We start from the raw sequence: 21,242 nt of genomic DNA on the forward strand, positions 1-21,242 counted from the left end.
CGCACAACCAATATAGGTAAAAAGCCCATGAAACTGATTAAGCAACTCATCGCCCTGGCCACCGTGGCCTTCGCCGTCAGCGCGACGGCCGCCCCGGCCCCGGCCAACGAAGCGCCGGACGCTCTGGTGAAACGCATCAGCCAGGAAGTGCTGGACACCGCCAAAGCCGACAAGGAAATCCAGGCCGGCAACCAGAAACGCGTGATGGACCTGGTGGAAACCAAGATCCTGCCCTACGTCGACTTCCAGCGCATGACCTCGCTGGCCGCCGGCCGCTATTGGCGCGAAGCCACGCCGGACCAGCAAAAACAGCTGTCCACCGAGTTCCGCACCCTGCTGATCTTCACCTACTCGGGCGCCCTGTCCCAGGTGAAAAATGAAACCATCGAGTTCAAGCCGCTGCGCGCCGACCCGAGCGACACCGAAGTGGAAGTGCGTTCGCAAGTGAACGTGGCCCGTGGCGAGCCGGTGCCGCTGAACTACCGCGTCGCCAAATCGGCGGCCGGCTGGAAGATTTACGACATCAATGTGCTGGGCGCCTGGCTGGTGGAAACCTATAAAGGCACGTTCGCTTCCGAAATCAGCAAGGGCGGCATCGACGGCCTGATCAAGGCGCTGGCCAACAAGAACAAGCAGCTGGCCAACAAGCCCCTGAAAACCGTCCAGAAATAAGCCGGATACCAAGACCGATGTCTGCTGCCAACAACAATCCGCTGTCCCTGACCTCGCTGACCGTGGCCAATGCCACGGTGGCGCTGGAGCAGGGTCTGGCCGCCATCCGCGCCGGCCAGACCACGTTCGACCTGGGCCAAGTGACGGCGGTGGATTCGGCGGCCGTCTCCGTGATGCTGGCCTGGCAGCGCGCCGCTGCCCAGGCTGGCGTCCGTCTCGACCTGCAAAACCTGCCCGATGCGCTGAAAAGCCTGACCAAGCTGTATGGCGTTTGCCCGCTGATCGCAAGCGCCCCGGCCCCCGTGGCCGAAGAGCCGGCCCTGAGCCCGGCCAATCTGCATCATCATTGACCCCCGCCTCACCCCCCCGCCCCAGCTTTACCCGGTCCGGCGATGCCGAACCAAAATTCCAATATAATTGACCGTTGCCGTTGCCCTAGAGAGCCGCGGCGCTCGCATCCCCCGGCCTGCTGGGCCGTCCGAGCAACGGTCGCCGTTGCACCAAAAACCTAACTAAGCAAGCATGACAGCAATCCAAATCAGCAATGTCGAGAAGCGTTACCAATCGCTGCAGGCGCTGGGCGGCGTGTCTCTCTCCATCGAGGAGGGTGAGTTCTTCGGGCTGCTGGGGCCGAACGGCGCCGGCAAAACCACCCTGATCTCCATCATCGCCGGCTTGATCCGCGCCGATAAGGGCACGGTCAAAATCCACGGCCACGACGTGGTCAGCGATTTCCGCGCCGCGCGCCGCAAGCTCGGCGTGGTGCCGCAGGAACTGGTGTTCGATCCTTTCTTCACCGTGCGCGAAACCCTGCGCCTGCAATCGGGCTATTTCGGCCTGGGCAAGAACGACGCCTGGATCGATGAGGTCATGCACAATCTGGACTTGACGCCCAAGGCCGACACCAATATGCGCGCCCTGTCCGGCGGCATGAAGCGGCGCGTGCTGGTGGCCCAGGCCCTGGTGCACAAGCCGCCCGTCATCGTGCTCGACGAGCCGACCGCCGGCGTCGACGTGGAGCTGCGCCAGACCCTGTGGAAGTTCATTTCGCGCCTGAACCGCGAAGGCCACACCGTGGTGCTGACCACCCACTATCTGGAAGAGGCGCAAGCCATGTGCAAGCGCGTGGCCATGCTCAAGACCGGCCAGGTGGTGGCGGCCGACACCATGGCGGCCCTGATCCGCCGCATCTCCGGCTCCCAGCTGATCGTGCATATGCAGAGCGGCGACCTGCCGGAAGGCTTGCGCCATCTGATCACGCATCCGCTGGAGGCCGACAGCGGCCGCAAATACAGCCTGCGCATCAACGACTACGCGGAGGTGGAGGGCATCCTGGCGCGCCTGCGCGAAAGCGGCGCCGTCATCGACGAAATGCAGTTGCAGCAGGCCGACCTGGAAGACATCTTCCTGCAAATCATGAATGGAGGCGAATGATGCTGTCCACCGGCTTCCGCACCCTGGTATATAAAGAAACGCTGCGCTTCTACAAGGTCGCCACCCAGACCATCGCCGCGCCCATCCTGACCGCCATGCTGTACCTGCTGATCTTCGGCCACGTGCTGGGCGGGCAGAAGGTGTACGAGGGCGTCAGCTACACCGCCTTCCTGATTCCGGGCCTGGTGATGATGAGCGTCTTGCAGAATTCCTTCGCCAATTCCTCGTCCTCGCTGATCCAGTCCAAGATCACGGGCAATCTGGTGTTCGTGCTGCTCACGCCCCTGTCGCACTGGGAGATTTTCTCGGCTTACGTGCTGGCGGCCATGGTGCGCGGCATCACGGTCGGTTTCGGCGTGTTCCTCGTCACCGCCTGGTTCGCGCAGCTGAGCTTTACCGCGCCGCTGTGGATTCTGGCGTTCGCCCTGCTGGGCGCGGCCATCCTCGGCACCGTGGGCCTGATCGCCGGCATCTGGGCCGAGAAATTCGACCAGCTGGCCGCTTTCCAGAACTTCCTGATCGTGCCGCTGACCTTCCTCGCGGGCGTCTTTTATTCGATCCATTCGCTGCCGCCGTTCTGGCTCGCCGTTTCGCACCTGAACCCGTTCTTCTACATGATCGACGGCTTCCGCTACGGCTTCTTCGGCCAGTCCGACGTCAATCCCTGGACCAGTTTCGCCATCGTCGCCGGCTTCCTCGCGGTGCTGTCGCTGGTGGCCATCCGTCTTCTGCGCAGCGGCTACCGTCTGCGCCACTAAAACACTCTGCACAAGGAAAAATCGTGAGCACCACACCAGAAGCAATCCACAGCTATATCGCCGCCGGCCTCGAATGCACCCACCTGCAAGTGGAAGGCGACGGCCAGCATTTCCAGGCTGTTATCGTGTCCTCGGCCTTCGCCGGCAAGCGCCTGATCCAGCGCCACCAGCTGGTGTACGCGGCGCTGGGCGACCGCATGCGCGAAGAGATCCACGCGCTGTCGATGAAAACCCTGACCCCTGAAGAATTCCAAGGATAAGCCGACATGGACAAACTGATTATCCAGGGCGGCAAACGCCTGATGGGCGATGTCACCATTTCCGGCGCCAAGAACGCGGCCCTGCCCATTCTGTGCGCCGGCCTGCTGACTTCGGGCGACGTGAAGCTGTCGAACGTGCCGAAGCTGCACGACGTGTCCACCATCCTGAAACTGCTGGGCCAGACCGGCCTGCAAGTGAACCAGGACGGCGACAAGGTCACGCTCAACGGTTCGAAAATCACCAAGCTGGAAGCGCCGTATGAGCTGGTGAAGACCATGCGCGCCTCGATCCTGGTGCTCGGTCCCCTGCTGGCGCGCTTCGGCCAGGCCAAGGTCTCGCTGCCGGGCGGCTGCGCCATCGGTTCGCGTCCGGTCGACCAGCACATCAAGGGTCTGCAGGCGATGGGCGCCGATATCAGCATCGACGGCGGCTATATCTACGCCAAGTGCAAAAAACTGAAAGGCACCCGCATCGTCACCGATATGATCACGGTGACCGGCACGGAAAACCTGCTGATGGCCGCCACCCTGGCCGAAGGCGAAACCATCCTGGAAAACGCCGCGCGCGAACCGGAAGTGACCGACCTGGCCAATCTGCTGGTGGCCATGGGCGCGAAAATCGAAGGCATCGGCACCGACCGCCTGGTGATCCAGGGCGTGTCCGAGCTGCACGGCGCCAGCCACGACGTGATTCCCGACCGTATCGAAGCGGCCACCTTCCTGTGCGCCGTGGCGGCGGCGGGCGGCGACATCACCCTGCGCAATACCCGCGTCGACATCATGGACGCGGCGCTCGACAAGCTGCGCGAAATGGGCCTGCGCATGACCATCGGCAAGGACAGCATCCGCGCCCAGATGGACAGCCGCCCGAATCCGGTCAGCTTCCGCACCACCGAGTACCCCGGCTTCCCGACCGATATGCAGGCCCAGTTCATGGCGGTAAACACCATCGCCAACGGCGCCAGCAAGGTGACGGAAACCATTTTCGAAAACCGCTTCATGCACGTGCAGGAAATGAACCGCCTGGGCGCGGCCATCGAGACCGACGGCAACACCGCCTTCATCAAGGGCGTGGAGCAGCTGATCGGCGCGCCCGTGATGGCGACCGACCTGCGCGCTTCCGCCTCGCTGGTGATCGCCGCCCTGGCCGCCAAAGGCGAAACCCTGGTCGACCGCATCTACCACCTCGACCGCGGCTACGACCGCATGGAAGTGAAGCTGCAGGCGCTGGGCGCCAATATCAGCCGCATCAAGTAACGCAATCGAAAGCCCATCATGAACGCAATCACCAGCCAGGCCGGGAACGATTCCCAGTTGATTCTGGCACTCTCCAAAGGCCGAATCTTCGAGGACACCCTGCCGCTGCTGGCGGCTGCGGGCATCACCGTCACCGAGAATCCGGAGACGTCGCGCAAGCTGATCCTGCCAACCAACGATCCGCACGTGCGCGTGCTGATCGTGCGCGCCACCGACGTGCCGACCTATGTGCAGCATGGGGCGGCCGACTTCGGCGTGGCCGGCAAGGACGTGCTGTTCGAGCACGGCGGCGAAGGCCTGTACCAGCCGGTCGACCTGAATATCGCGCGCTGCCGCATGTCGGTGGCGGTGAAGGCGGGCTTCGATTATGAAACCGCCGTGCGCCAGGGCGCCCGCCTGCGCGTGGCGACCAAGTTCACGCAGATGGCGCGCGAGCACTTTGCCGCCAAGGGCGTGCACGTTGACCTGATCAAGCTGTATGGCTCGATGGAGCTGGCGCCGCTGATCGGCCTGTCCGACGCCATCGTCGACCTGGTCAGCACCGGCAGCACCCTGCGCGCCAATAATCTGGTGGAAGTGGAAGAGATCATGGACATCTCTTCGCGCCTGGTGGTGAACCAGGCCGCGCTGAAACTCAAGCGCGCGCGCCTGCAACCCATCATCGAAGCTTTCGAACGCGCCTCGCAGGCGCAAGCCCAACAAGCGTAACCATCATGACCATCCAGATCCGCAAGCTCGATTCCCGCCAGCCCGATTTCCAGGAAACGCTGGACGCGCTGCTGGCCTTTGAAGCCTCCACCGACGAAGCGATCGAGCAGGCCGTCACCGGCATCATCGCCCAGGTGCGCGCGCGCGGCGACGAAGCCGTGCTGGAATACACCAACCGTTTCGACCGCATTCCCAACGGTGGCGCGCAGAGCATGGCCGCCTTCGACATTCCGCAGCAGGAGCTGGACGCGGCGCTGGCCGCGCTGCCGGAGAAGCAGCGCTTGGCCCTGCAGACGGCGGCCGAACGCATCCGCCTGTTCCACGAACGCCAGAAGCAGGAGCTGCAAGGCTTCAGCTATACCGAGGCCGATGGCACGGTGCTGGGCCAGCGCGTGACGCCGCTCGACCGCGTGGGCATCTATGTCCCCGGCGGCAAGGCGGCCTATCCTTCCTCCGTGTTGATGAACGCCGTGCCGGCCCGCGTGGCCGGCGTGCAGGAAATCATCATGGTGGTGCCGACGCCGGACGGCGTGAAAAACCAGATGGTGCTGGCCGCCGCCGCCATTGCCGGCGTCACGCGCGTGATCAGCATCGGCGGCGCGCAAGCCGTCGCGGCCCTGGCTTACGGCACCGAAACCATCCAGCCGGTGGACAAGATCGTCGGCCCCGGCAACGCCTATGTGGCTTCGGCCAAGCGCCGCGTCTTCGGCACCGTGGGCATCGACATGATCGCCGGTCCGTCCGAAATCCTCGTGATCTGCGACGGCAGCACCGATCCGGACTGGGTGGCCATGGACCTGTTTTCCCAGGCCGAGCACGACGAGCTGGCGCAGGCCATCCTGCTGTGCCCCGACGCGGACTATATCGCCAAGGTGGAAGCGAGCATCGCCAAGCTGCTGCCGGCCATGCCGCGCCAGGACGTGATCCGCACGTCGCTGACCGATCGCGGCGCCCTGATCCAGGTGCGCGATATGGCCGAAGCCTGCGCCATCGCCAACAGCATCGCCGCCGAACACTTGGAAATCTCGGCCGAGAATCCGCAGCAGTGGGCCGAGCAGATCCGCCACGCCGGCGCCATGTTCCTGGGCCGCTTCTCTTCCGAATCGCTGGGCGACTATTGCTGCGGCCCGAACCACGTGCTGCCGACCTCGCGCACGGCGCGCTTTTCCTCGCCGCTGGGCGTGTACGATTTCCAGAAGCGCTCTTCCGTAATCCAGGTCAGCGAGGCCGGCGCCCAGACCCTGGGCAAGGTCGCCGCCGAACTGGCGTATGGCGAAGGCTTGCAGGCCCACGCCCGCAGCGCCGAGTTGCGCCTGAAGCAGGGCGTATGAGCGGCTGGCTCAATCAGCTGTATTGCGAGGATGCGCTGGCCGGACTGGCGCGCATCCCGGACGGCGCCATCGACTTGATCCTGACCGATCCGCCCTACAACCTGGGCAAGGATTACGGCAATGCCTCGGACCAGCAAAGCGTGGAAGACTATCTGCGCTGGACCGAGCAGTGGATCGACGCCGCCCTGCCCAAGCTCAAGCCGAACGGCAGCCTGTACATCTTCCTCACCTGGCGCTTTTCGCCGGAGATTTTCGTCATGCTCAAAAAGCGCATGACGATGATGAACGAAATCATCTGGGACCGCCGCGTGCCCTCGATGGGCGGCAGCGTGCGCAGTTTCTCTTCCGTGCACGATACGATCGGCTTCTTCGTGCGCCGCAAGGATTACTACTTCGACCTGGACGCGGTGCGCATCCCCTACGATGCCGAAACCAAGAAAGCCCGCTCGCGCTCGATCTTCGTCGGCGCCAAGTGGCTGGAAGTGGGCTACAACCCCAAGGATTTGTGGAGCGTATCGCGTCTGCACCGCGAGCATGCCGAACGCGTCGACCATCCGACCCAGAAGCCGCTGGAAATCATCGAGCGCATGGTGAAAGCATCCTGCCCGCCGGACGGCGTGGTGCTTGACCTGTTCATGGGCAGCGGCACCACCGCCGTGGCGGCGCGCCGCTGCGGCCGCAACTTCGTCGGCTTCGAGCTTAATCCCGAATACTGCGCAGTCGCCCAAGCCCGTCTGGCAGAGCTGGAACTGGCGGCGCGGGAAACGGCCGAAGTGCTGGCCGCCGCCGCCGCGCCCGACGCACCGCCCGATGTGCCGGCCAAGCCGCGCCGCGCCCGCGCCGCCAAACCGGCGGCCGCAAAAAAGACCGCCGCGAAAAAGAAGAAGTCTCCCCTTAAAGAAGTCACTGTCTAGCCAACCACAGGAGTGCAGCAAAGATGTCTTCCCTCGACGATTTGATCAGCAAAACCATCCGTTCCGACGTGCGCGCCATTGGCAGCTACCATGTGCCGGATGCGAGCGGTTTTATCAAACTGGACGCGATGGAAAACCCGTATGAGCTGCCGCAGCATCTGCACCATGAATTGAGCCGGCGCCTGGCCGATGTGGCGCTGAACCGCTACCCGGTCGCTTCCTACGCCACGCTCAAGCAGCGCCTGTGCGCCAAGCTGGGCGTGCCGGCCGGTTACGACGTCATCCTCGGCAACGGTTCCGACGAACTGATTTCCATCATGGCCACGGCCTGCGCCAACCAGGAAAAACGCGCCGTGCTGCTGGCTCCCGTGCCCGGCTTCGTCATGTTCCAGCGTTCGGCCCAATTCGCCGGCATGGAGTTCGTCGGCGTGCCGCTGCGCGCCGACCTGACGCTGGACAAGGACGCCATGCTGGCCGCCATCGCCGAGCACCGTCCGGCGCTGACCTTCCTGGCCTATCCGAACAACCCGACCGGCAATCTGTACGATGCCGACGAGATGGTCGAGATCATCCGCGCCCTCGACGGCGTGGGCCTGGTGGTGGTGGACGAAGCCTACGAGCCGTTCGCGCGCCAGAGCTTCATGGGCCGCCTGCCCGAGTTCCCGAACCTGATCGTGATGCGCACCCTGTCCAAGCTCGGACTGGCCGGCATCCGCCTCGGCTATATGTCGGCGGCGCCCGCGCTGCTGACGGAATTCGATAAAGTGCGGCCTCCATACAACATCAATGTGCTGAGCCAGACGGCCGCCGAATTCGCGCTCGACCACATCGAAGTGCTGGACGAGCAGGCCGCCCTGCTGCGCGAGCAGCGCGGCCTGCTGGCAGAGGCGCTGGCGGCCTTGCCCGGGGTCGCGGTCTTCCCCTCGGCGGCGAATTTTATTCTGATTCGGGTGCCCAATTCCGACGATGCCTACGCGAAACTCCTTACGCACAAGGTATTGATCAAAAATGTGGGTAGAATGCATACTGTGCTGTCCAATTGCCTGCGCGTGACTGTCAGCACGCCGGACGAGAATGCAGCCCTCCTCGGCGCTTTGAAAGCATCGCTGGCAGACTAAGAGATGAGCCTTTCCATGAACCGCACCGCAGAAATCACGCGCAACACCAACGAGACCCAGATTCGCGTTGCCATCAATCTGGATGGCACCGGCGTACAGAAACTGAACACCGGCGTTCCCTTCCTCGACCATATGCTGGACCAGATCGCGCGCCATGGCCTGTTCGATCTCGATATCGAAGCGACCGGCGACATCCATATCGATAACCACCATACGGTGGAAGACGTCGGCATCACCCTGGGCATGGCGGTGGCGAAAGCCATCGGCGACCGCAAAGGCATCCGCCGCTACGGCCATGCTTATGTGCCGCTGGATGAAGCGCTGTCGCGCGTGGTCATCGATTTTTCGGGCCGTCCCGGCATCGAATACCATATTCCTTTCACGCGCGCGATGATCGGCGGCTTTGACGTTGACCTGACGCTGGAATTCTTCCGCGGCTTCGTCAACCACGCCCTGGTCACGCTGCACATCGACAATCTGCGCGGCACCAATGCCCACCACCAGTGCGAAACCGTGTTCAAGGCTTTCGGCCGCGCCCTGCGCATGGCCGTCGAACATGACGAACGCGCGGCAGGCACCATCCCTTCGACCAAAGGAAGCCTGTAATTTCCCTCCGGCTTTGAACGGCATATGAAAAAAATTGTTGTAGTGGACTACGGCATGGGCAATCTGCGCTCGGTGGCGCAGGCTTTGCGCGCCGTAGCGCCGGAAGCCGAGATCCTGATCTCGGGCGCCGCCGCCGATATCGATAGCGCCGAGCGCATCGTCCTGCCCGGCCAGGGCGCCATGCCGGACTGCATGCGCAGCCTGCGCGAATCGGGCGTGCAGGAAGCGCTGTTGCGCGCCGCCGCCAGCAAGCCGATGCTCGGCGTGTGCATCGGCGAGCAGATGCTGTTCGAGCGCAGCGAGGAGGGCGACGCCGCCGGCCTCGGTCTGTTGCCCGGCAAGGTGGTGCGCTTCCAGCTCGACGGCCAGTTGCAGGAAGACGGCTCGCGCTTCAAGGTGCCGCAGATGGGCTGGAACCAGGTGAAACAGACCGCCGCCCATCCGCTGTGGCAGGGCATCGCCGACAACGCTTACTTCTATTTCGTGCACAGCTATTACGTCCAGCCCGGAGAGGCGGCGCACCGCGTCGGCGAAACGGTCTACGGTGCGCCCTTCTGCTGCGCCGTAGCGCACGATAATATCTTCGCTACCCAGTTCCACCCGGAGAAAAGCGCAGCTGCCGGCCTGCAGCTGTTCAAGAATTTCGTTCATTGGCAACCTTAAACTCCCACCTTTTTTTCTTTGACACTTTAGATACCATGCTGCTCATTCCTGCCATCGACCTCAAAGACGGTCACTGCGTTCGCCTGAAACAAGGCGATATGGAACTTGCTACTGTTTTCTCCGAAGACCCGGCCGAAATGGCGCGTCATTGGCTGCAACAGGGCGCGCGCCGTTTGCATCTGGTTGACCTGAACGGCGCCTTCGCCGGCAAGCCAAAGAACGAAGGCGCGGTGAAAGCCATTCTGAAAACCGTGCAGGATTTCGCGCTGGAACACGATATCGACGAAATCCCCGTGCAGCTGGGCGGCGGCATCCGCGACCTCGACACCATCGAGCGCTATCTGGACGATGGCATCAGCTACATCATCATCGGCACCGCCGCCGTGAAAAGCCCGGGCTTCCTGCATGACGCCTGCGGCGCCTTCCCCGGCCACATCATCGTCGGCCTGGATGCCAAGGACGGCAAGGTGGCGACCGACGGCTGGAGCAAGATGTCCGGCCACGAGGTGATCGACCTGGCGCAGAAATTCGAAACCTATGGCGTCGAATCCATCGTCTACACCGACATCGGCCGCGACGGCATGATGGGTGGCGTGAATATCGAAGCCACCGTGCGCCTGGCGCAGGCGGTGCGCATTCCCATCATCGCTTCCGGCGGCCTGCACAATCTGAGCGATGTGGAAGCCCTGTGCGCGGTGCAGGACGAGGGCATCGAGGGCGTGATCTGCGGCCGTTCGATTTACGAAGGCACGCTGGACCTGAACGCGGCCCAGCTGCGCGCCGACGAATTGTCGGGCGAGATCGAAGAAGAAGAGTAAACCATGCTAGCCAAGCGCATCATCCCCTGCCTCGACGTGACCAATGGCCGCGTCGTCAAAGGCGTCAATTTCACCGAGCTGCGCGACGCGGGCGACCCGGTGGAAATCGCGCGCCGCTACGACGAGCAGGGCGCCGACGAGCTGACCTTCCTCGACATCACCGCCTCCAGCGATAACCGCGGCCTGATCCTCGACATCATCGAGGCGGTGGCGTCCCAGGTCTTCATCCCGCTGACCGTGGGCGGCGGCGTGCGCCAGGTGGACGATGTGCGCCGCCTGCTGAACGCGGGCGCCGACAAGGTCAGCCTGAACACCTCGGCCGTGAGCAATCCGCAACTGGTGTACGAAGCGTCGCAGAAGCACGGCGCGCAGTGCATCGTGGTGGCGATCGACGCCAAGCAGGTGGCGCCCGGCAAATGGGAAGTGTTTACCCACGGCGGCCGCAACGCCACCGGCCTCGATGCCATCGAGTGGGCGCGCAAGATGGAGGGACTGGGCGCGGGCGAGCTGCTGCTGACCAGCATGGACCGCGACGGCACCAAGTCCGGCTTCGACCTGGGACTGACGCGCGCCGTGTCGGACGCGGTGCAGGTGCCGGTGATCGCCTCGGGCGGCGTGGGCGGCCTGCAGGATCTGGCCGACGGCATCAAGCTGGGGCGCGCCGATGCGGTGCTGGCCGCCAGCATTTTCCACTATGGCCAGCACACCGTGCAGGAAGCCAAGCGCTTCATGGCCGAGCAGGGCATTCCCATGCGCCTGGTCTGAGAAAGAGGACGAATATGGCAACCGGAACCGCGGCGAGCGTCGCCAAGGCGAAATGGCTGAACAAGGTGAAGTGGGACGAACACGGCCTGGTGCCGGTGATCGCCCAGGAGGCGGGCAGCAACGATGTGCTGATGTTCGCCTGGATGAACCGCGATGCCTTGTACAAGACAGTGGAGCTGGGCGAGGCCGTGTACTGGAGCCGTTCGCGCAAGAAGCTGTGGCACAAGGGCGAGGAATCGGGCCATGTGCAGAAGGTGCTGGAAATCCGCCTCGATTGCGACGAGGACGTGGTGCTGCTGAAGATCGAGCAGGCCGGCGGCATCGCCTGCCATACCGGCCGCCATTCCTGCTTTTTCAACAAATTCTTGGGCGATCCGAAAGATGGCGACTGGCAGAACGTGGAGCCGGTGCTGAAAGACCCGGAAACGATTTATACGGAAACCAAGAAATGACGACAGTGCTGGACCGCCTGGCAGCGGTCATCGAATCGCGCAAGCCGGCCAATGGCGGCGACCCGGCCGCCTCCTATGTGGCGCGCCTGTTTGCCAAGGGCGACGACGCCATCCTCAAGAAAATCGGCGAGGAAGCGGTGGAAACCGTGATGGCCGCCAAGGACGCGCGCCACGGCGGCGATCCGGACAAGCTGCTGTACGAGTGCGCCGACCTGTGGTTCCATTCGCTGGTGCTGCTGTCCCAGTTCGGCCTGAGCCCGCAGCAGGTGCTGGACGAGCTGGCGCGGCGCGAAGGACTGTCCGGCCTGGACGAAAAGGCCGCGCGCCCGGATCAACATTAATCTCAAGACATAAGGACTGAACGTGGACAACTGCCTGTTCTGCAAGATTGCCGCTAAGACCATTCCCTCCTCGGTGGTGTACGAGGATGAGGAGCTGCTGGCCTTCAAGGATATCAACCCGGCCGCGCCGGTGCACCTGCTGGTGATCCCGAAGAAGCACTACAGCACCCTGTCCGATTGCGGCAGCGACGACGCGCCGCTGCTGGGCCGTATGCTGGCGCTGGCGCCGCGCCTGGCCGAGGAACATGGGGTTTCCGTGGTCTACGACACCGACGGCCAACCGACACGAGGTTATAAAACCTTGATAAACAGTGGTCCCGACGGCGGGCAAGAAGTGTACCATCTGCACTTGCATATGGTCGGCGGTCCGCGCCCTTGGCGTGCGATGCGCTAAAGGGTATTGCCTCTGGTAAATATGACAAGCACATGACGGGCGCGCTTCGCGTATACTGTGCGTATTACCGGTTTATTTTTGGGCGCTGAGCGTCCTGCAAGGGGAAAATGATGGGTTCGATGAGTATTTGGCACTGGCTGATCGTGCTGGTGGTGGTAATGCTGGTGTTCGGTACCAAGAAACTGGGCAATATGGGTTCGGATATCGGCAAGGCCGTGAAGGGCTTTAAAGACGGCGTGAAGGGCGAGGAAGACAAGCCCGCGACGCCGGCGGCGCCGCAAGCGGTGGCCGACAAGAGCACCATCGACGTCGACGCCAAAGAGAAAAGCAAGCATTAATGCCATGCCGGCCGCGGCCGGCGGCATGCGCCGATAGCCTATGATCGATCTCGGTCTCTCTAAACTCGCCATCATCGGGGTCGTTGCCCTCGTCGTGATCGGCCCGGAAAAACTGCCCAAGGTGGCCCGCATGGCGGGTACCTTGTATGGCCGCGCCCAGCGTTATCTGCATGATGTGAAGGCGGAAGTCAGCCGCGAAATCGAACTGGAAGAGCTGAAAAACCTGCACAAGGAAGTGCAGGAAACGGCCCAGTCGATCAAAAGCGGCGTGGAAGACAGCATCGCGCAGAATATGTCGGAAGTGGAAAGCGCCTTGCGCGTCGACGATGCGGCGCACTCGCCGCCGATCACCGCCACCAACGAGGACCTGTCGCGCAAGGCCAAGGAATTCCGCCGCAAGCGCCTGGTCCGCACCTCGGCCGTACCGCTCTGGTATAAGCAGCGCAACGGCGGTCGCAGCCATGTGGTCTCGGGCGCGGCGCGCGTGGCGCGCTTCCGTCCGCGCAGCGGCAAATCTGCATCGTTCTATTAAATGAGCAATCCACAACCTGTCGAAGAAACCTTCATCTCCCACCTGATTGAGCTGCGCGACCGTCTGGTCAAGGCCTCGATCGGCGTGCTGCTGGTGACGGCGGCCCTGATGTTCTGGCCCGGTCCTTCGCATATCTACGACATCATCGCCCAGCCCATGGTGAATGCTTTGCCGGCCGGTTCGAAGATGATCGCCACCGGCGTCATCGCGCCCTTCCTGGTGCCGATGAAGGTCACGCTGGTGATCGGCCTGATCCTGTCACTGCCCTGGGTGCTGTACCAGATGTGGGCCTTTGTCGCGCCCGGCCTGTACGCCCATGAAAAGCGCTTGATCGCGCCGCTGGTGATTTCCTCTTCGCTGCTGTTCATGGCGGGCGTGGCCTTCTGCTACTTCCTCGTGTTCGGGCGGGTGTTCGCTTTTATCTCGGAATTTTCGCCGACGTCGATTTCGGTCACGCCCGATATCGAGAATTATCTCGATTTCGTGATGTCGATGTGCCTGGCCTTCGGCTGCGCTTTCGAAGTGCCGGTGGTGGTGGTGATCCTGGTGCGTATGGGCCTGGTGTCGGTGGCCAAGCTGAAGGAGTGGCGCGGTTATGTGATTGTGGCCGCCTTCGTGATCGCCGCCATCGTCACGCCGCCGGACGTGGTCAGCCAGTTCTCGCTGGCGATTCCGATGTGGCTGCTGTTTGAGGTCGGTGTGCTGCTTTCGCCGATCTTCGTCAAAGTCACGCAGGCGCCCAGCGAACAGCAGGAATAAGCCTAGAGAAAAAGCTTGGTCAGGACAATGGCGTGCATCAGCAGCGATGCCGCCAGCATCCAATAGATAGGTCTGAGCTTTTTATCCACCTCCGCCAGAATTTCTGCTTTGAATTTCACGAACATTTCGCTGACCTGGGCGAGAATTTCCGCTTTCAGGATGGCCAGGTCGGAGGAGAGGCAAACCGGTTCGCTCAGCGCGTAGGAGAGGGCGTCGGCATGGGCTTCCGCCTGCGCCGGCGGCACGCCGCTGGCTTGCAGGATGCGGGAATATTCGAGCTTGTCGAAAGGCAGGGGCATGGGCATCGCAACTCCTTGGAATCAGGATAGCAGATCGGACGCCGCCAGGGCGTCCGCACCACATGCCATGCTAAGCGCCCGCTCGCTGACGCCGCTTGCGCGGCCGCAAAGGCGGGCGGGATAGGACGGGCTTACTGCATCAGCTCGCGGATCACGCGCACCGGGGCGCTGCCGTAGCTGAGGAACTGCTCGTGGAAGTCCTTCAGCACGAAGCGGCTGCCCAGGGTCTGGCGGCGCTGCTCGCGCAATTCCATGATCTCGCTGAAGCCGCTGAAATAGCTGGTCAGCTGCACCGAGGTCAGTTGCACGCGGCGCCATTTCTCGGCCGCTTCGCGCGGCGTCTGGAAGGCCTGGCGCGTCAGCAGGTCGATGGCCTGCTCCTTCTCCATGCCCAATACGTGCACGCTGTAATCGAGGATGGTATTGGTCACGCTGCGCAGATTCCACTTCGAATACATCAGCCACATCTCGGGCGCGTTGTCGCCATAACCCGATTCCAGCATCATGCGTTCGCTGTAGACCGCCCAGCCTTCCACCATGGCGCCATTGCCGAAGATGGACTTGATCACGGAAGGCGATTTGTTGGCGTACACCAGCTGGGCGTAATGGCCCGGAATCGCTTCGTGCATGTTCAGGATCTGCAGGATCCAGTGGTTGTACTCGCGCAGGCTGCTCTCGGCTTGTTCCGGCGTTTCCTTGTCGAGCGGCGTCACATTGTAGTAAGTGCGGTCCTGCGGACGGAAGGGGCCTGGCGCCTCGATGCTGGCGCCGGCCACGCCGCGCTGGTACTCGGGCGTTTCGCGCACCACCAAAGGCTTCTTCGGATCGAGGGTCAGCAGATTGTGCTTGACCACCCAGTCCTGCAGTTGCGGAATCTGGCGGCGGATCTCGGGGAAGAAGTTCTCGCGCGCGACGTGGTTGGAGGAGAGCTTGTCGATCATCATGCCGATCTTGGCATAGCGCTCGGCCGGTTTCGGCGTATCGCCCAGATACTTGGGCCACAGCTCGTCGGCGATGCGGTCCATATTCGCCAGCAGCTGCTCGCGCGCCGCCAAGGCTTTCTGGTAAGTCTGCTCGCCGGTGCTGCCGGCCTGGATGTCGAAGCCGAACTTGGCCTCGTACAGCTCCTTGCCGATGCGGAAGGAGCGCGCGCCGGTTTTTTCCAGCGTCTTATCCAGCTCGCCGAGCCAGGCGGCGTAGGATTCCACGGCCTTCTTCGCCTCCGCCACGCGCAGCGCGAACAACTGCTTCTCGTCGCTGGTCAGAATCGAGGCTTGCGCCTCTTTCTGGATATCGTTCAGCACCGCCACCACGCCGGGCGCCTGCGCCACGGCCAGCTGGGTGTGTTCGCGCGTCGGATTGCTGATGCTGGCGCGCGCCGCGTCGTAATAGGCCGGCACGCTGGCGATGCGCTTGAGCAGGGTGCGCAGGCGCTGCGGCTTGGCCGCGTATTCGGTGTTGAGGATGAAGTCGAGTGGGCTGGCGATATTGTAGGACGCCGGATTCCACTCGAACTCGCGGAAGGTGGTCAGATACCAGCGGTCGCTATTCAGCTTGTTCTGCAGCAGGCCCAGGTCGGTGCGCTGGCGCGGCGACAACTGGCGCGCATCGAGCTTGCCGAAGCGTTCCAGCCAGTCGTCGATAAAGGCCAGCTGGCGCTGGCGGCTGGCCGCGTCGGGAATAGTCAAGGTGGCGGCGGTATCGTATTTGCCGACCGAGATGGCCAGCTCGGGATCGGCGCGCCACAGGGCGCTGAGGAACTGGTTGCTCACATTGCCGAACGTGCGGTCCTGGCGGCGCTCCTGCGCCACCGGCGCGGCAACGGCGGCCGCGGCGGCGCCCGCGCCCGCTGCGGCGGCAGCTTTGCCCTTGCCTTTGCTGGATTTTTTGGCTGGCGCGCTGCTTGTCTTGGCGGGCTTGCCGGATTTTTGCGGCTTCTTCGCCGCGCTGGCCGGGGACAGCGCCAGGCAGGCCATTACGGCGGCCAGCGCAATCTTGGTCTTGATCATGGGGGAACCTCTTGAATTGGAGCGTGCAGCGTGCGAGATTATCATTATTCCGCCCGCTTGAGCGCCCCGTGTTACATGACGCTACAAACGCGTTTTCAGTTCAGCGTATTGCCGCGGATAAGCTGCTGGTGACGCTCATTGATCTGCGCCACCACCTGCTTGCCGCGCGCCATATGGCTTAGCAGGATCTCGCTCGATTTGGTGAAGCGGTGGCCGATGCGGATCGAATAGGAGCGAAACATCCAGCTCCAGAACGATTGGACGAAGGTGGCTTCATCCAGGTCGCGCCACTTCACGCCCTGCACGCCGCGCGCCCAGGGCAGAATGCCGGCATACATCCACACGCCCACATCGTCGCAATACAGCTGCACGCTGCGGATCAGCAGCACGCGGTAGCCGATCACCACGGTGGACAGGAACAGCACGCCGGCCGCCAGCCACTCGGAATAGGTGAAGGACAGGCGCAGCACGAAGAGCATGACGAAAGCCATGAGCAGCGGGCCGATATAGGCGGTCCAGGCTTTGACGCTGAGCAGGGTGGCGCCCGGCGCGATGCGGGCATTGTTATCTTCTTCCATGGTCTTGCATATCTTGAATCGGAATGGCGCATGATGGCATGAATGCCCCCGCCGAACAAGCTGGCCGTCCGCTCAACGGCGCAGGCCTTCGGTCAGCATGGCCAGCATATCCTCGGCCGACATGCGGGCCGCGCCGTCGCTGCCGTCGAGCAGGCTGTCGGCCAGCTCGCGCTTGTGCTGGTGCAGGTCGACGATGCCTTCCTCGATCGTATGCCGCGCCACCAGGCGGTAAATGGTTACGGGGCGCTGCTGGCCCATGCGGTGGGCGCGGTCGGAAGCCTGGTCTTCCACCGCCGGATTCCACCACGGGTCCATATGGATCACATAGTCGGCCGCCGTCAGGTTGATGCCGACCCCGCCCGCTTTCAGGCTGATGAGGAAGACATCGCCTTCGCCCGCCTGGAAGGCGTCCACGCGCTGCTTGCGCGCCGCCATCGGCGTCGCGCCATCGAGGTATTGGTAGCGCACGCCCTGGGCATCGAGCAGTTGCCGGATCAGGCTCAGATGGTCGACGAACTGGCTGAACACCAGCACCTTGTGGCGGTTCTCCAGCAAGCCTTGCAGCAACTGGTCGAAGGCCGCCAGCTTGCTGCTGGCCAGCTTCAGCGAAGGCGACACCAGGTTCGGATTGCAGCAGGCGCGGCGCAGCTTCATGATCTCGGCCAGGATCTGCATCGACTTCTTGTCGGCCGGGCCTTCGATCGACGCCAGATGCTCCAGCGCCTCGCGCCGCAGCGATTCGTAGAGCGCCGTTTCCTCCGCCGACAGGTCGACTTCGAGCACGATCTCGGTGCGCGCCGGCAGCTCGCGCAGCACCTGGGCCTTGGTGCGGCGCAGGATGAAGGGCTGGATCAGGCGGCGCAGGCGATTGCGCGCGCCGACTTCGGCGCGGTGGTCCTGCTGGCGTTCGATGGGGCCGGCGAAGCGCAGATTGAATTGCTCCAGGCTGCCCAGCAGGCCGGGATTGATGAAGCGGAACAGGTTCCACAGCTCGCCCAGATGGTTCTCCAGCGGCGTGCCGGTGGCGGCGATGCGGAAATCGCCTTGCAGCGCCATCACGGCCTGCGAACGCTTGGTGGCGGCATTCTTGATCGCCTGCGCCTCGTCCAGCACGATGGTGTGCCATTGCTGTTTGGTGAAGCGTTCCGATTCCAATTGCAGCAAGCCGTAGCTGACGATGAGCAGGTCGAAAGGCCCGGCGTTGGCCACGCTCTCCTCGCGGTCGCCCTCGCCGAAAATCTTCACGCGCAGCGTGGGCGCGAAGCGCGCCGCCTCGCTGGCCCAGTTCAGGCAGACCGAGGTCGGCGCCACCACCAGGGCCGGGCCTTGCGGCGCGCGCAGCAGGATCAAAGCCAGGGCTTGCAGCGTCTTGCCCAGGCCCATATCGTCGGCCAGGCAGGCGCCTACGCCCCAGTGGGCCAGGCGCGCCAGCCATTCGAAGCCGGCCAGCTGGTAGTCGCGCAACTCGGCCTGCAAGGTGCTGGGCAGCTGCGGCATATAGGCGGCCTGCGCCTCGATGCGCTGCAGGTGCTCGCGCCATAGGCGGTCGGCCTCGACGCCGCTCACTTCGGCGGCCAGCTCCTCCAGCACGAAGGCGGCCAGGCGGTGCACGCGCACGCCGCCATCGTCGTCCATGCCATAGTCGTTCAGTTCCGACAGGCGGCGGTGCAATTCCTCCGACAGCGCCAGGAACTGCTTGTCGCCCAGTTCGATGAAGCGGCTCTTGCTGGCCTTGATCAGCTCCAGCAGCGAGCGCAGGTCCATCACCTTGTTCTCGTCGATCTGCAACTGGCCGCTGGCGGCGAACCAGTCCTTCTTGCTCTTGATCGCCAGGCGCAGCTGCTTGGTTTCGACCTGCTGCGTGACGCGGAACGCTTCGCCGTCGGGCCAGCCGATGACGATTTTGTCCGGATCGATGGCCTGTAATTCGGCCAGCAGCTGCAGGCAGAGCGCGGGCTGGCCCAGCAGCCATTCGCCGTGATCGAGTTCGGCCTGCTCCAGCACCGGGCATTTCAGAACCAGCTGGCGTTCGGCGTCACGCTCGCCGGCCAGGCTGCGCCGCGCCTGCACCGTGCTGCCATTGACGTCGGCGATCACGCTCTCGGCGCCGGAGCCGGGCGCGTAATAGGCCCCGGTGGGCAGGGGGCGCACCTGGATCTGCATCTTCAAGCCCTGCTGATAGGGCAGCAGGTGGATGTGCAGGCGCGCGTCGGCGTCTTCCTGCTGCGAGCTGGCGGCGGCGCCGCCGATATCCGACTGCACCGTCACCATGGAGGACACGGCGCCGATGGCTTCCAGCACCTGTTCTTCCGCATGCAGCGGCACGTTCAAGCCTTCGCCGACGATGGCGGCGATGCGGTGGTGCTCGTCCTGCACGCTGACCACGCGCAGGCGGCCCGGTGTTTCCTTGACCACCACCACATGGCTGTTCGGGTCCGTGATGGCGGGCTGCATGGTGAGCAGCAGCTGGCCGCTGCGGCGCTGGATCAGCAGCTCGGGCTGGCCGGCCAGCAGTTCCACCCGCATGTCCGGCGCATCCATCCAGTAGGCGAACGGATGGCCGACCAGGGCCAGCGCCGCCTGCTCGGTATCGATGTCGTAGCGCAGGCCGGAAGAATAGGCCTGGCGCGAAGGGGCGATGGTGCTGCTGATGCGGATATCCTGCGGCGTCAGATAGTCCAGCTGCGCCGCCTCCTCGCGCAGGCGCTTGAGCGCCACCGGACGTCCCTTGCCCCACTGGCCGCGCGCATCGCGCTTCTGCTCGCGCGGTTCGACCTCGGTGATGCCATGGCGCGGCGAGTAGGACACCATCCACACCAGCCGCGTTTCGCTGCCGCTGTCGCTGCCGCCGCCGTGCTGCAATTTGATCAGGGCTGAGAGCTGGCGCTGCCAGGCTTCCTGCCGTTCGAACCAGAGCGCCATATCGGCAAAGCCATGCTGTTCGCGCAGGGCGGCGGCGCGCTCGCCGTAATGTTCCTCGCCCAGATGGCCGAGCAGCCCGGCGGCTTGTCCCGCGATCAGCAGATAGCCCGCGCTTTCGGCCTGCTGCACCACGTCCTGCAATTCAGCGCGGCGTTGCTTGAGCGCTGGCAGTGAGAGCCAGAAATACAGAAGCCCCTGGAACACTTGCGCCTGCATCGCGGATTCCCAGCCGCGCGCGAGCACGATATCGGTGCTCATGGTGCCGGCGCGCACTTGGCGCAGGGCGCTCAATTGCTGGTAGACGGCGCTATCCGGATTGTGCTGGGCACGCACCGCCAATTCCAGATAGCTTTCCGCCGCCTTCAAGGCCTTGCTGTCGCCCTGGCGCAGCAGGGCCAGCACATACAGGTGGCCGCCGATGCCCTGGAACAGGTGCTTGCGCTTGCCCGACTCGCGCCGGATCGATTTCAGCGCCGCTTCGAAGCCGGCCAGCGCGCCCGCCACGTCGTTGCGCAGCATCAGGATCACGCTGGCGAAGAACTGGGCCAGCGCGCCTTCCACGCCTTGCAGATAGCGGCCCGCTTCGGCCAAGCGGCCGCACAGGATGGCATCCTCGGCCAGCGCCAGGCGCAGCGCGTCGCTGACGTTGTCCTTGGCCGCCAGGCGGCGCTGGAAGTGGCGTTCGGCATAGGCGCGCACCGGCTGCGCCAGCGCCAGTTCGCGCTGGCCGTGCTGCAGGAGCAGCATCAGCACATCGTCCTGCAAGAGCGGATGCACCAGCAGCAGCATGCCTGCCTCGAAAGGACGGGTGAAGATGTCCACCACCGGATGCAGCTGGGCCGCCTCGTAGCACACCATGCAGGCTGTGAGCAGGGGCGCGATCTGCTGCGGACCCTGGCCGCGCAGCAGGGCCATGCGCAGGCGCGCCACGCCATGGCGGTAGCTGCGCGGTTCATAACTGCCGTTCCAGCTCTGGCGCATCGGCGTCAGCGCCTCGTGCGCCTTGCACAAGTCGTCCAGCAGATGGGCGCCGATGGCGGCGCGGATGGCGGGCCAGCGCAGCTTGGCGTTGCAGATAAAGCCGCGCCCTATCACCACGCTGACGAATTCCAGTCGCTCCAAATGCACGATGGAATCGTTCAGCGTGTTGGCGCTGAGCGCCTTGCCGTCCTCGCGCTGCACACCGGCCTTGACCAGATGGTCGAGGATGGCGGTTTTGCCCACCGGATCGCCCATCAGCGATAGCAGGGCCAGGATCATCTTCTCGGCGCGGTGCAGCGCGTCGAATTCGGCAAGCAGGGACTGGTCGGACAT

24 protein-coding genes are annotated in these 21,242 nt (G+C 63.9%); 20 read left to right on the forward strand and 4 right to left on the reverse strand.

Annotated elements, in window-relative coordinates:
- Nucleotides 1–27: 27 nt before the first annotated feature.
- The 20 genes from FHS03_RS02215 to tatC all read left to right on the forward strand — a co-directional run bounded on the left by FHS03_RS02215 (nucleotide 28) and on the right by tatC (nucleotide 14,120).
- A complete protein-coding gene (locus FHS03_RS02215; protein WP_050410664.1) occupies nucleotides 28–672 on the forward strand; it encodes an MlaC/ttg2D family ABC transporter substrate-binding protein in 645 nt (214 codons plus the stop codon).
- Between the two features lie 17 nt (nucleotides 673–689).
- Nucleotides 690–1,022 carry an STAS domain-containing protein gene (locus FHS03_RS02220; protein WP_183439373.1) on the forward strand — a complete coding sequence of 111 codons (333 nt, stop codon included), beginning with the start codon at nucleotides 690–692 and terminating at the stop codon, nucleotides 1,020–1,022.
- Nucleotides 1,023–1,194: 172 nt separating this feature from the next.
- Nucleotides 1,195–2,106, forward strand: coding sequence for an ABC transporter ATP-binding protein (locus tag FHS03_RS02225; protein ID WP_183439374.1), 912 nt, complete (start codon nucleotides 1,195–1,197; stop codon nucleotides 2,104–2,106).
- On the forward strand, nucleotides 2,106–2,864 hold the full coding sequence (locus FHS03_RS02230; RefSeq protein ID WP_183439570.1) for an ABC transporter permease: 759 nt from the start codon (nucleotides 2,106–2,108) through the stop codon (nucleotides 2,862–2,864). Before FHS03_RS02225 ends, FHS03_RS02230 begins: the two co-directional genes overlap by 1 nt.
- A gap of 23 nt (nucleotides 2,865–2,887) precedes the next feature.
- Entirely contained in the window at nucleotides 2,888–3,124 is a 237-nt protein-coding gene (locus tag FHS03_RS27985) for a BolA family protein (protein WP_183439375.1), read from the forward strand.
- 6 nt (nucleotides 3,125–3,130) lie between these two features.
- Nucleotides 3,131–4,381 (forward strand): UDP-N-acetylglucosamine 1-carboxyvinyltransferase, encoded by a 1,251-nt coding sequence (murA, locus tag FHS03_RS02240; RefSeq protein WP_183439376.1) that lies wholly within the window; start codon nucleotides 3,131–3,133, stop codon nucleotides 4,379–4,381.
- Between the two features lie 18 nt (nucleotides 4,382–4,399).
- Nucleotides 4,400–5,089, forward strand: a complete 690-nt coding sequence (hisG, locus tag FHS03_RS02245) for an ATP phosphoribosyltransferase (RefSeq protein ID WP_183439377.1) — start codon at nucleotides 4,400–4,402, stop codon at nucleotides 5,087–5,089.
- A gap of 5 nt (nucleotides 5,090–5,094) precedes the next feature.
- Nucleotides 5,095–6,420 carry a histidinol dehydrogenase gene (hisD, locus tag FHS03_RS02250; protein ID WP_183439378.1) on the forward strand — a complete coding sequence of 442 codons (1,326 nt, stop codon included), beginning with the start codon at nucleotides 5,095–5,097 and terminating at the stop codon, nucleotides 6,418–6,420.
- A complete protein-coding gene (locus tag FHS03_RS02255; protein ID WP_183439379.1) occupies nucleotides 6,417–7,334 on the forward strand; it encodes a DNA-methyltransferase in 918 nt (305 codons plus the stop codon). Before hisD ends, FHS03_RS02255 begins: the two co-directional genes overlap by 4 nt.
- 23 nt (nucleotides 7,335–7,357) lie before the next feature.
- Nucleotides 7,358–8,452: a histidinol-phosphate transaminase gene (hisC, locus tag FHS03_RS02260; RefSeq protein ID WP_183439380.1), complete on the forward strand. Its 1,095-nt coding sequence runs from the start codon at nucleotides 7,358–7,360 to the stop codon at nucleotides 8,450–8,452.
- Between the two features lie 15 nt (nucleotides 8,453–8,467).
- The gene (gene hisB, locus FHS03_RS02265) at nucleotides 8,468–9,058 is read left to right on the forward strand and encodes an imidazoleglycerol-phosphate dehydratase HisB (protein ID WP_183439381.1); all 591 of its coding nucleotides are present in this window, start codon (nucleotides 8,468–8,470) and stop codon (nucleotides 9,056–9,058) included.
- 24 nt (nucleotides 9,059–9,082) lie between these two features.
- Complete coding sequence (gene hisH, locus FHS03_RS02270) at nucleotides 9,083–9,721, forward strand: imidazole glycerol phosphate synthase subunit HisH (protein ID WP_183439382.1); 639 nt, start codon at nucleotides 9,083–9,085, stop codon at nucleotides 9,719–9,721.
- A 35-nt stretch (nucleotides 9,722–9,756) separates the two neighbouring features.
- Nucleotides 9,757–10,539 (forward strand): 1-(5-phosphoribosyl)-5-[(5-phosphoribosylamino)methylideneamino]imidazole-4-carboxamide isomerase, encoded by a 783-nt coding sequence (hisA, locus tag FHS03_RS02275; RefSeq protein ID WP_183439383.1) that lies wholly within the window; start codon nucleotides 9,757–9,759, stop codon nucleotides 10,537–10,539.
- Nucleotides 10,540–10,542: 3 nt separating this feature from the next.
- Nucleotides 10,543–11,304: an imidazole glycerol phosphate synthase subunit HisF gene (gene hisF, locus FHS03_RS02280; protein WP_183439384.1), complete on the forward strand. Its 762-nt coding sequence runs from the start codon at nucleotides 10,543–10,545 to the stop codon at nucleotides 11,302–11,304.
- Between the two features lie 14 nt (nucleotides 11,305–11,318).
- Nucleotides 11,319–11,756, forward strand: a complete 438-nt coding sequence (gene hisI, locus FHS03_RS02285; RefSeq protein WP_176344766.1) for a phosphoribosyl-AMP cyclohydrolase — start codon at nucleotides 11,319–11,321, stop codon at nucleotides 11,754–11,756.
- Nucleotides 11,753–12,097 carry a phosphoribosyl-ATP diphosphatase gene (locus FHS03_RS02290; RefSeq protein WP_183439385.1) on the forward strand — a complete coding sequence of 115 codons (345 nt, stop codon included), beginning with the start codon at nucleotides 11,753–11,755 and terminating at the stop codon, nucleotides 12,095–12,097. Before hisI ends, FHS03_RS02290 begins: the two co-directional genes overlap by 4 nt.
- Nucleotides 12,098–12,119: 22 nt before the next feature.
- Complete coding sequence (locus FHS03_RS02295; protein WP_050410690.1) at nucleotides 12,120–12,491, forward strand: histidine triad nucleotide-binding protein; 372 nt, start codon at nucleotides 12,120–12,122, stop codon at nucleotides 12,489–12,491.
- A 110-nt stretch (nucleotides 12,492–12,601) separates the two neighbouring features.
- Nucleotides 12,602–12,829, forward strand: a complete 228-nt coding sequence (gene tatA / locus FHS03_RS02300; RefSeq protein ID WP_183439571.1) for a Sec-independent protein translocase subunit TatA — start codon at nucleotides 12,602–12,604, stop codon at nucleotides 12,827–12,829.
- A 40-nt stretch (nucleotides 12,830–12,869) separates the two neighbouring features.
- The gene (tatB, locus tag FHS03_RS02305) at nucleotides 12,870–13,361 is read left to right on the forward strand and encodes a Sec-independent protein translocase protein TatB (protein ID WP_183439386.1); all 492 of its coding nucleotides are present in this window, start codon (nucleotides 12,870–12,872) and stop codon (nucleotides 13,359–13,361) included.
- On the forward strand, nucleotides 13,362–14,120 hold the full coding sequence (gene tatC / locus FHS03_RS02310; protein ID WP_183439387.1) for a twin-arginine translocase subunit TatC: 759 nt from the start codon (nucleotides 13,362–13,364) through the stop codon (nucleotides 14,118–14,120). It abuts the gene before it with no gap.
- Between the two features lie 2 nt (nucleotides 14,121–14,122).
- Here the strand turns inward: tatC and FHS03_RS02315 are convergent, their stop codons facing one another.
- The 4 genes from FHS03_RS02315 to FHS03_RS02330 all read right to left on the reverse strand — a co-directional run bounded on the left by FHS03_RS02315 (nucleotide 14,123) and on the right by FHS03_RS02330 (nucleotide 21,242).
- Nucleotides 14,123–14,425, reverse strand: a complete 303-nt coding sequence (locus tag FHS03_RS02315; protein WP_183439388.1) for a hypothetical protein — start codon at nucleotides 14,423–14,425, stop codon at nucleotides 14,123–14,125.
- Between the two features lie 125 nt (nucleotides 14,426–14,550).
- Nucleotides 14,551–16,428 carry a DUF885 domain-containing protein gene (locus tag FHS03_RS02320; RefSeq protein WP_183439389.1) on the reverse strand — a complete coding sequence of 626 codons (1,878 nt, stop codon included), beginning with the start codon at nucleotides 16,426–16,428 and terminating at the stop codon, nucleotides 14,551–14,553.
- 95 nt (nucleotides 16,429–16,523) lie between these two features.
- Nucleotides 16,524–17,006 carry a hypothetical protein gene (locus FHS03_RS02325; protein WP_183439390.1) on the reverse strand — a complete coding sequence of 161 codons (483 nt, stop codon included), beginning with the start codon at nucleotides 17,004–17,006 and terminating at the stop codon, nucleotides 16,524–16,526.
- A 72-nt stretch (nucleotides 17,007–17,078) separates the two neighbouring features.
- Nucleotides 17,079–21,242, reverse strand: a complete 4,164-nt coding sequence (locus FHS03_RS02330) for a DEAD/DEAH box helicase (RefSeq protein ID WP_183439391.1) — start codon at nucleotides 21,240–21,242, stop codon at nucleotides 17,079–17,081.

The organism is Pseudoduganella violacea (assembly GCF_014191875.1).
Taxonomy (GTDB): domain Bacteria; phylum Pseudomonadota; class Gammaproteobacteria; order Burkholderiales; family Burkholderiaceae_D; genus Rugamonas; species Rugamonas violacea_A.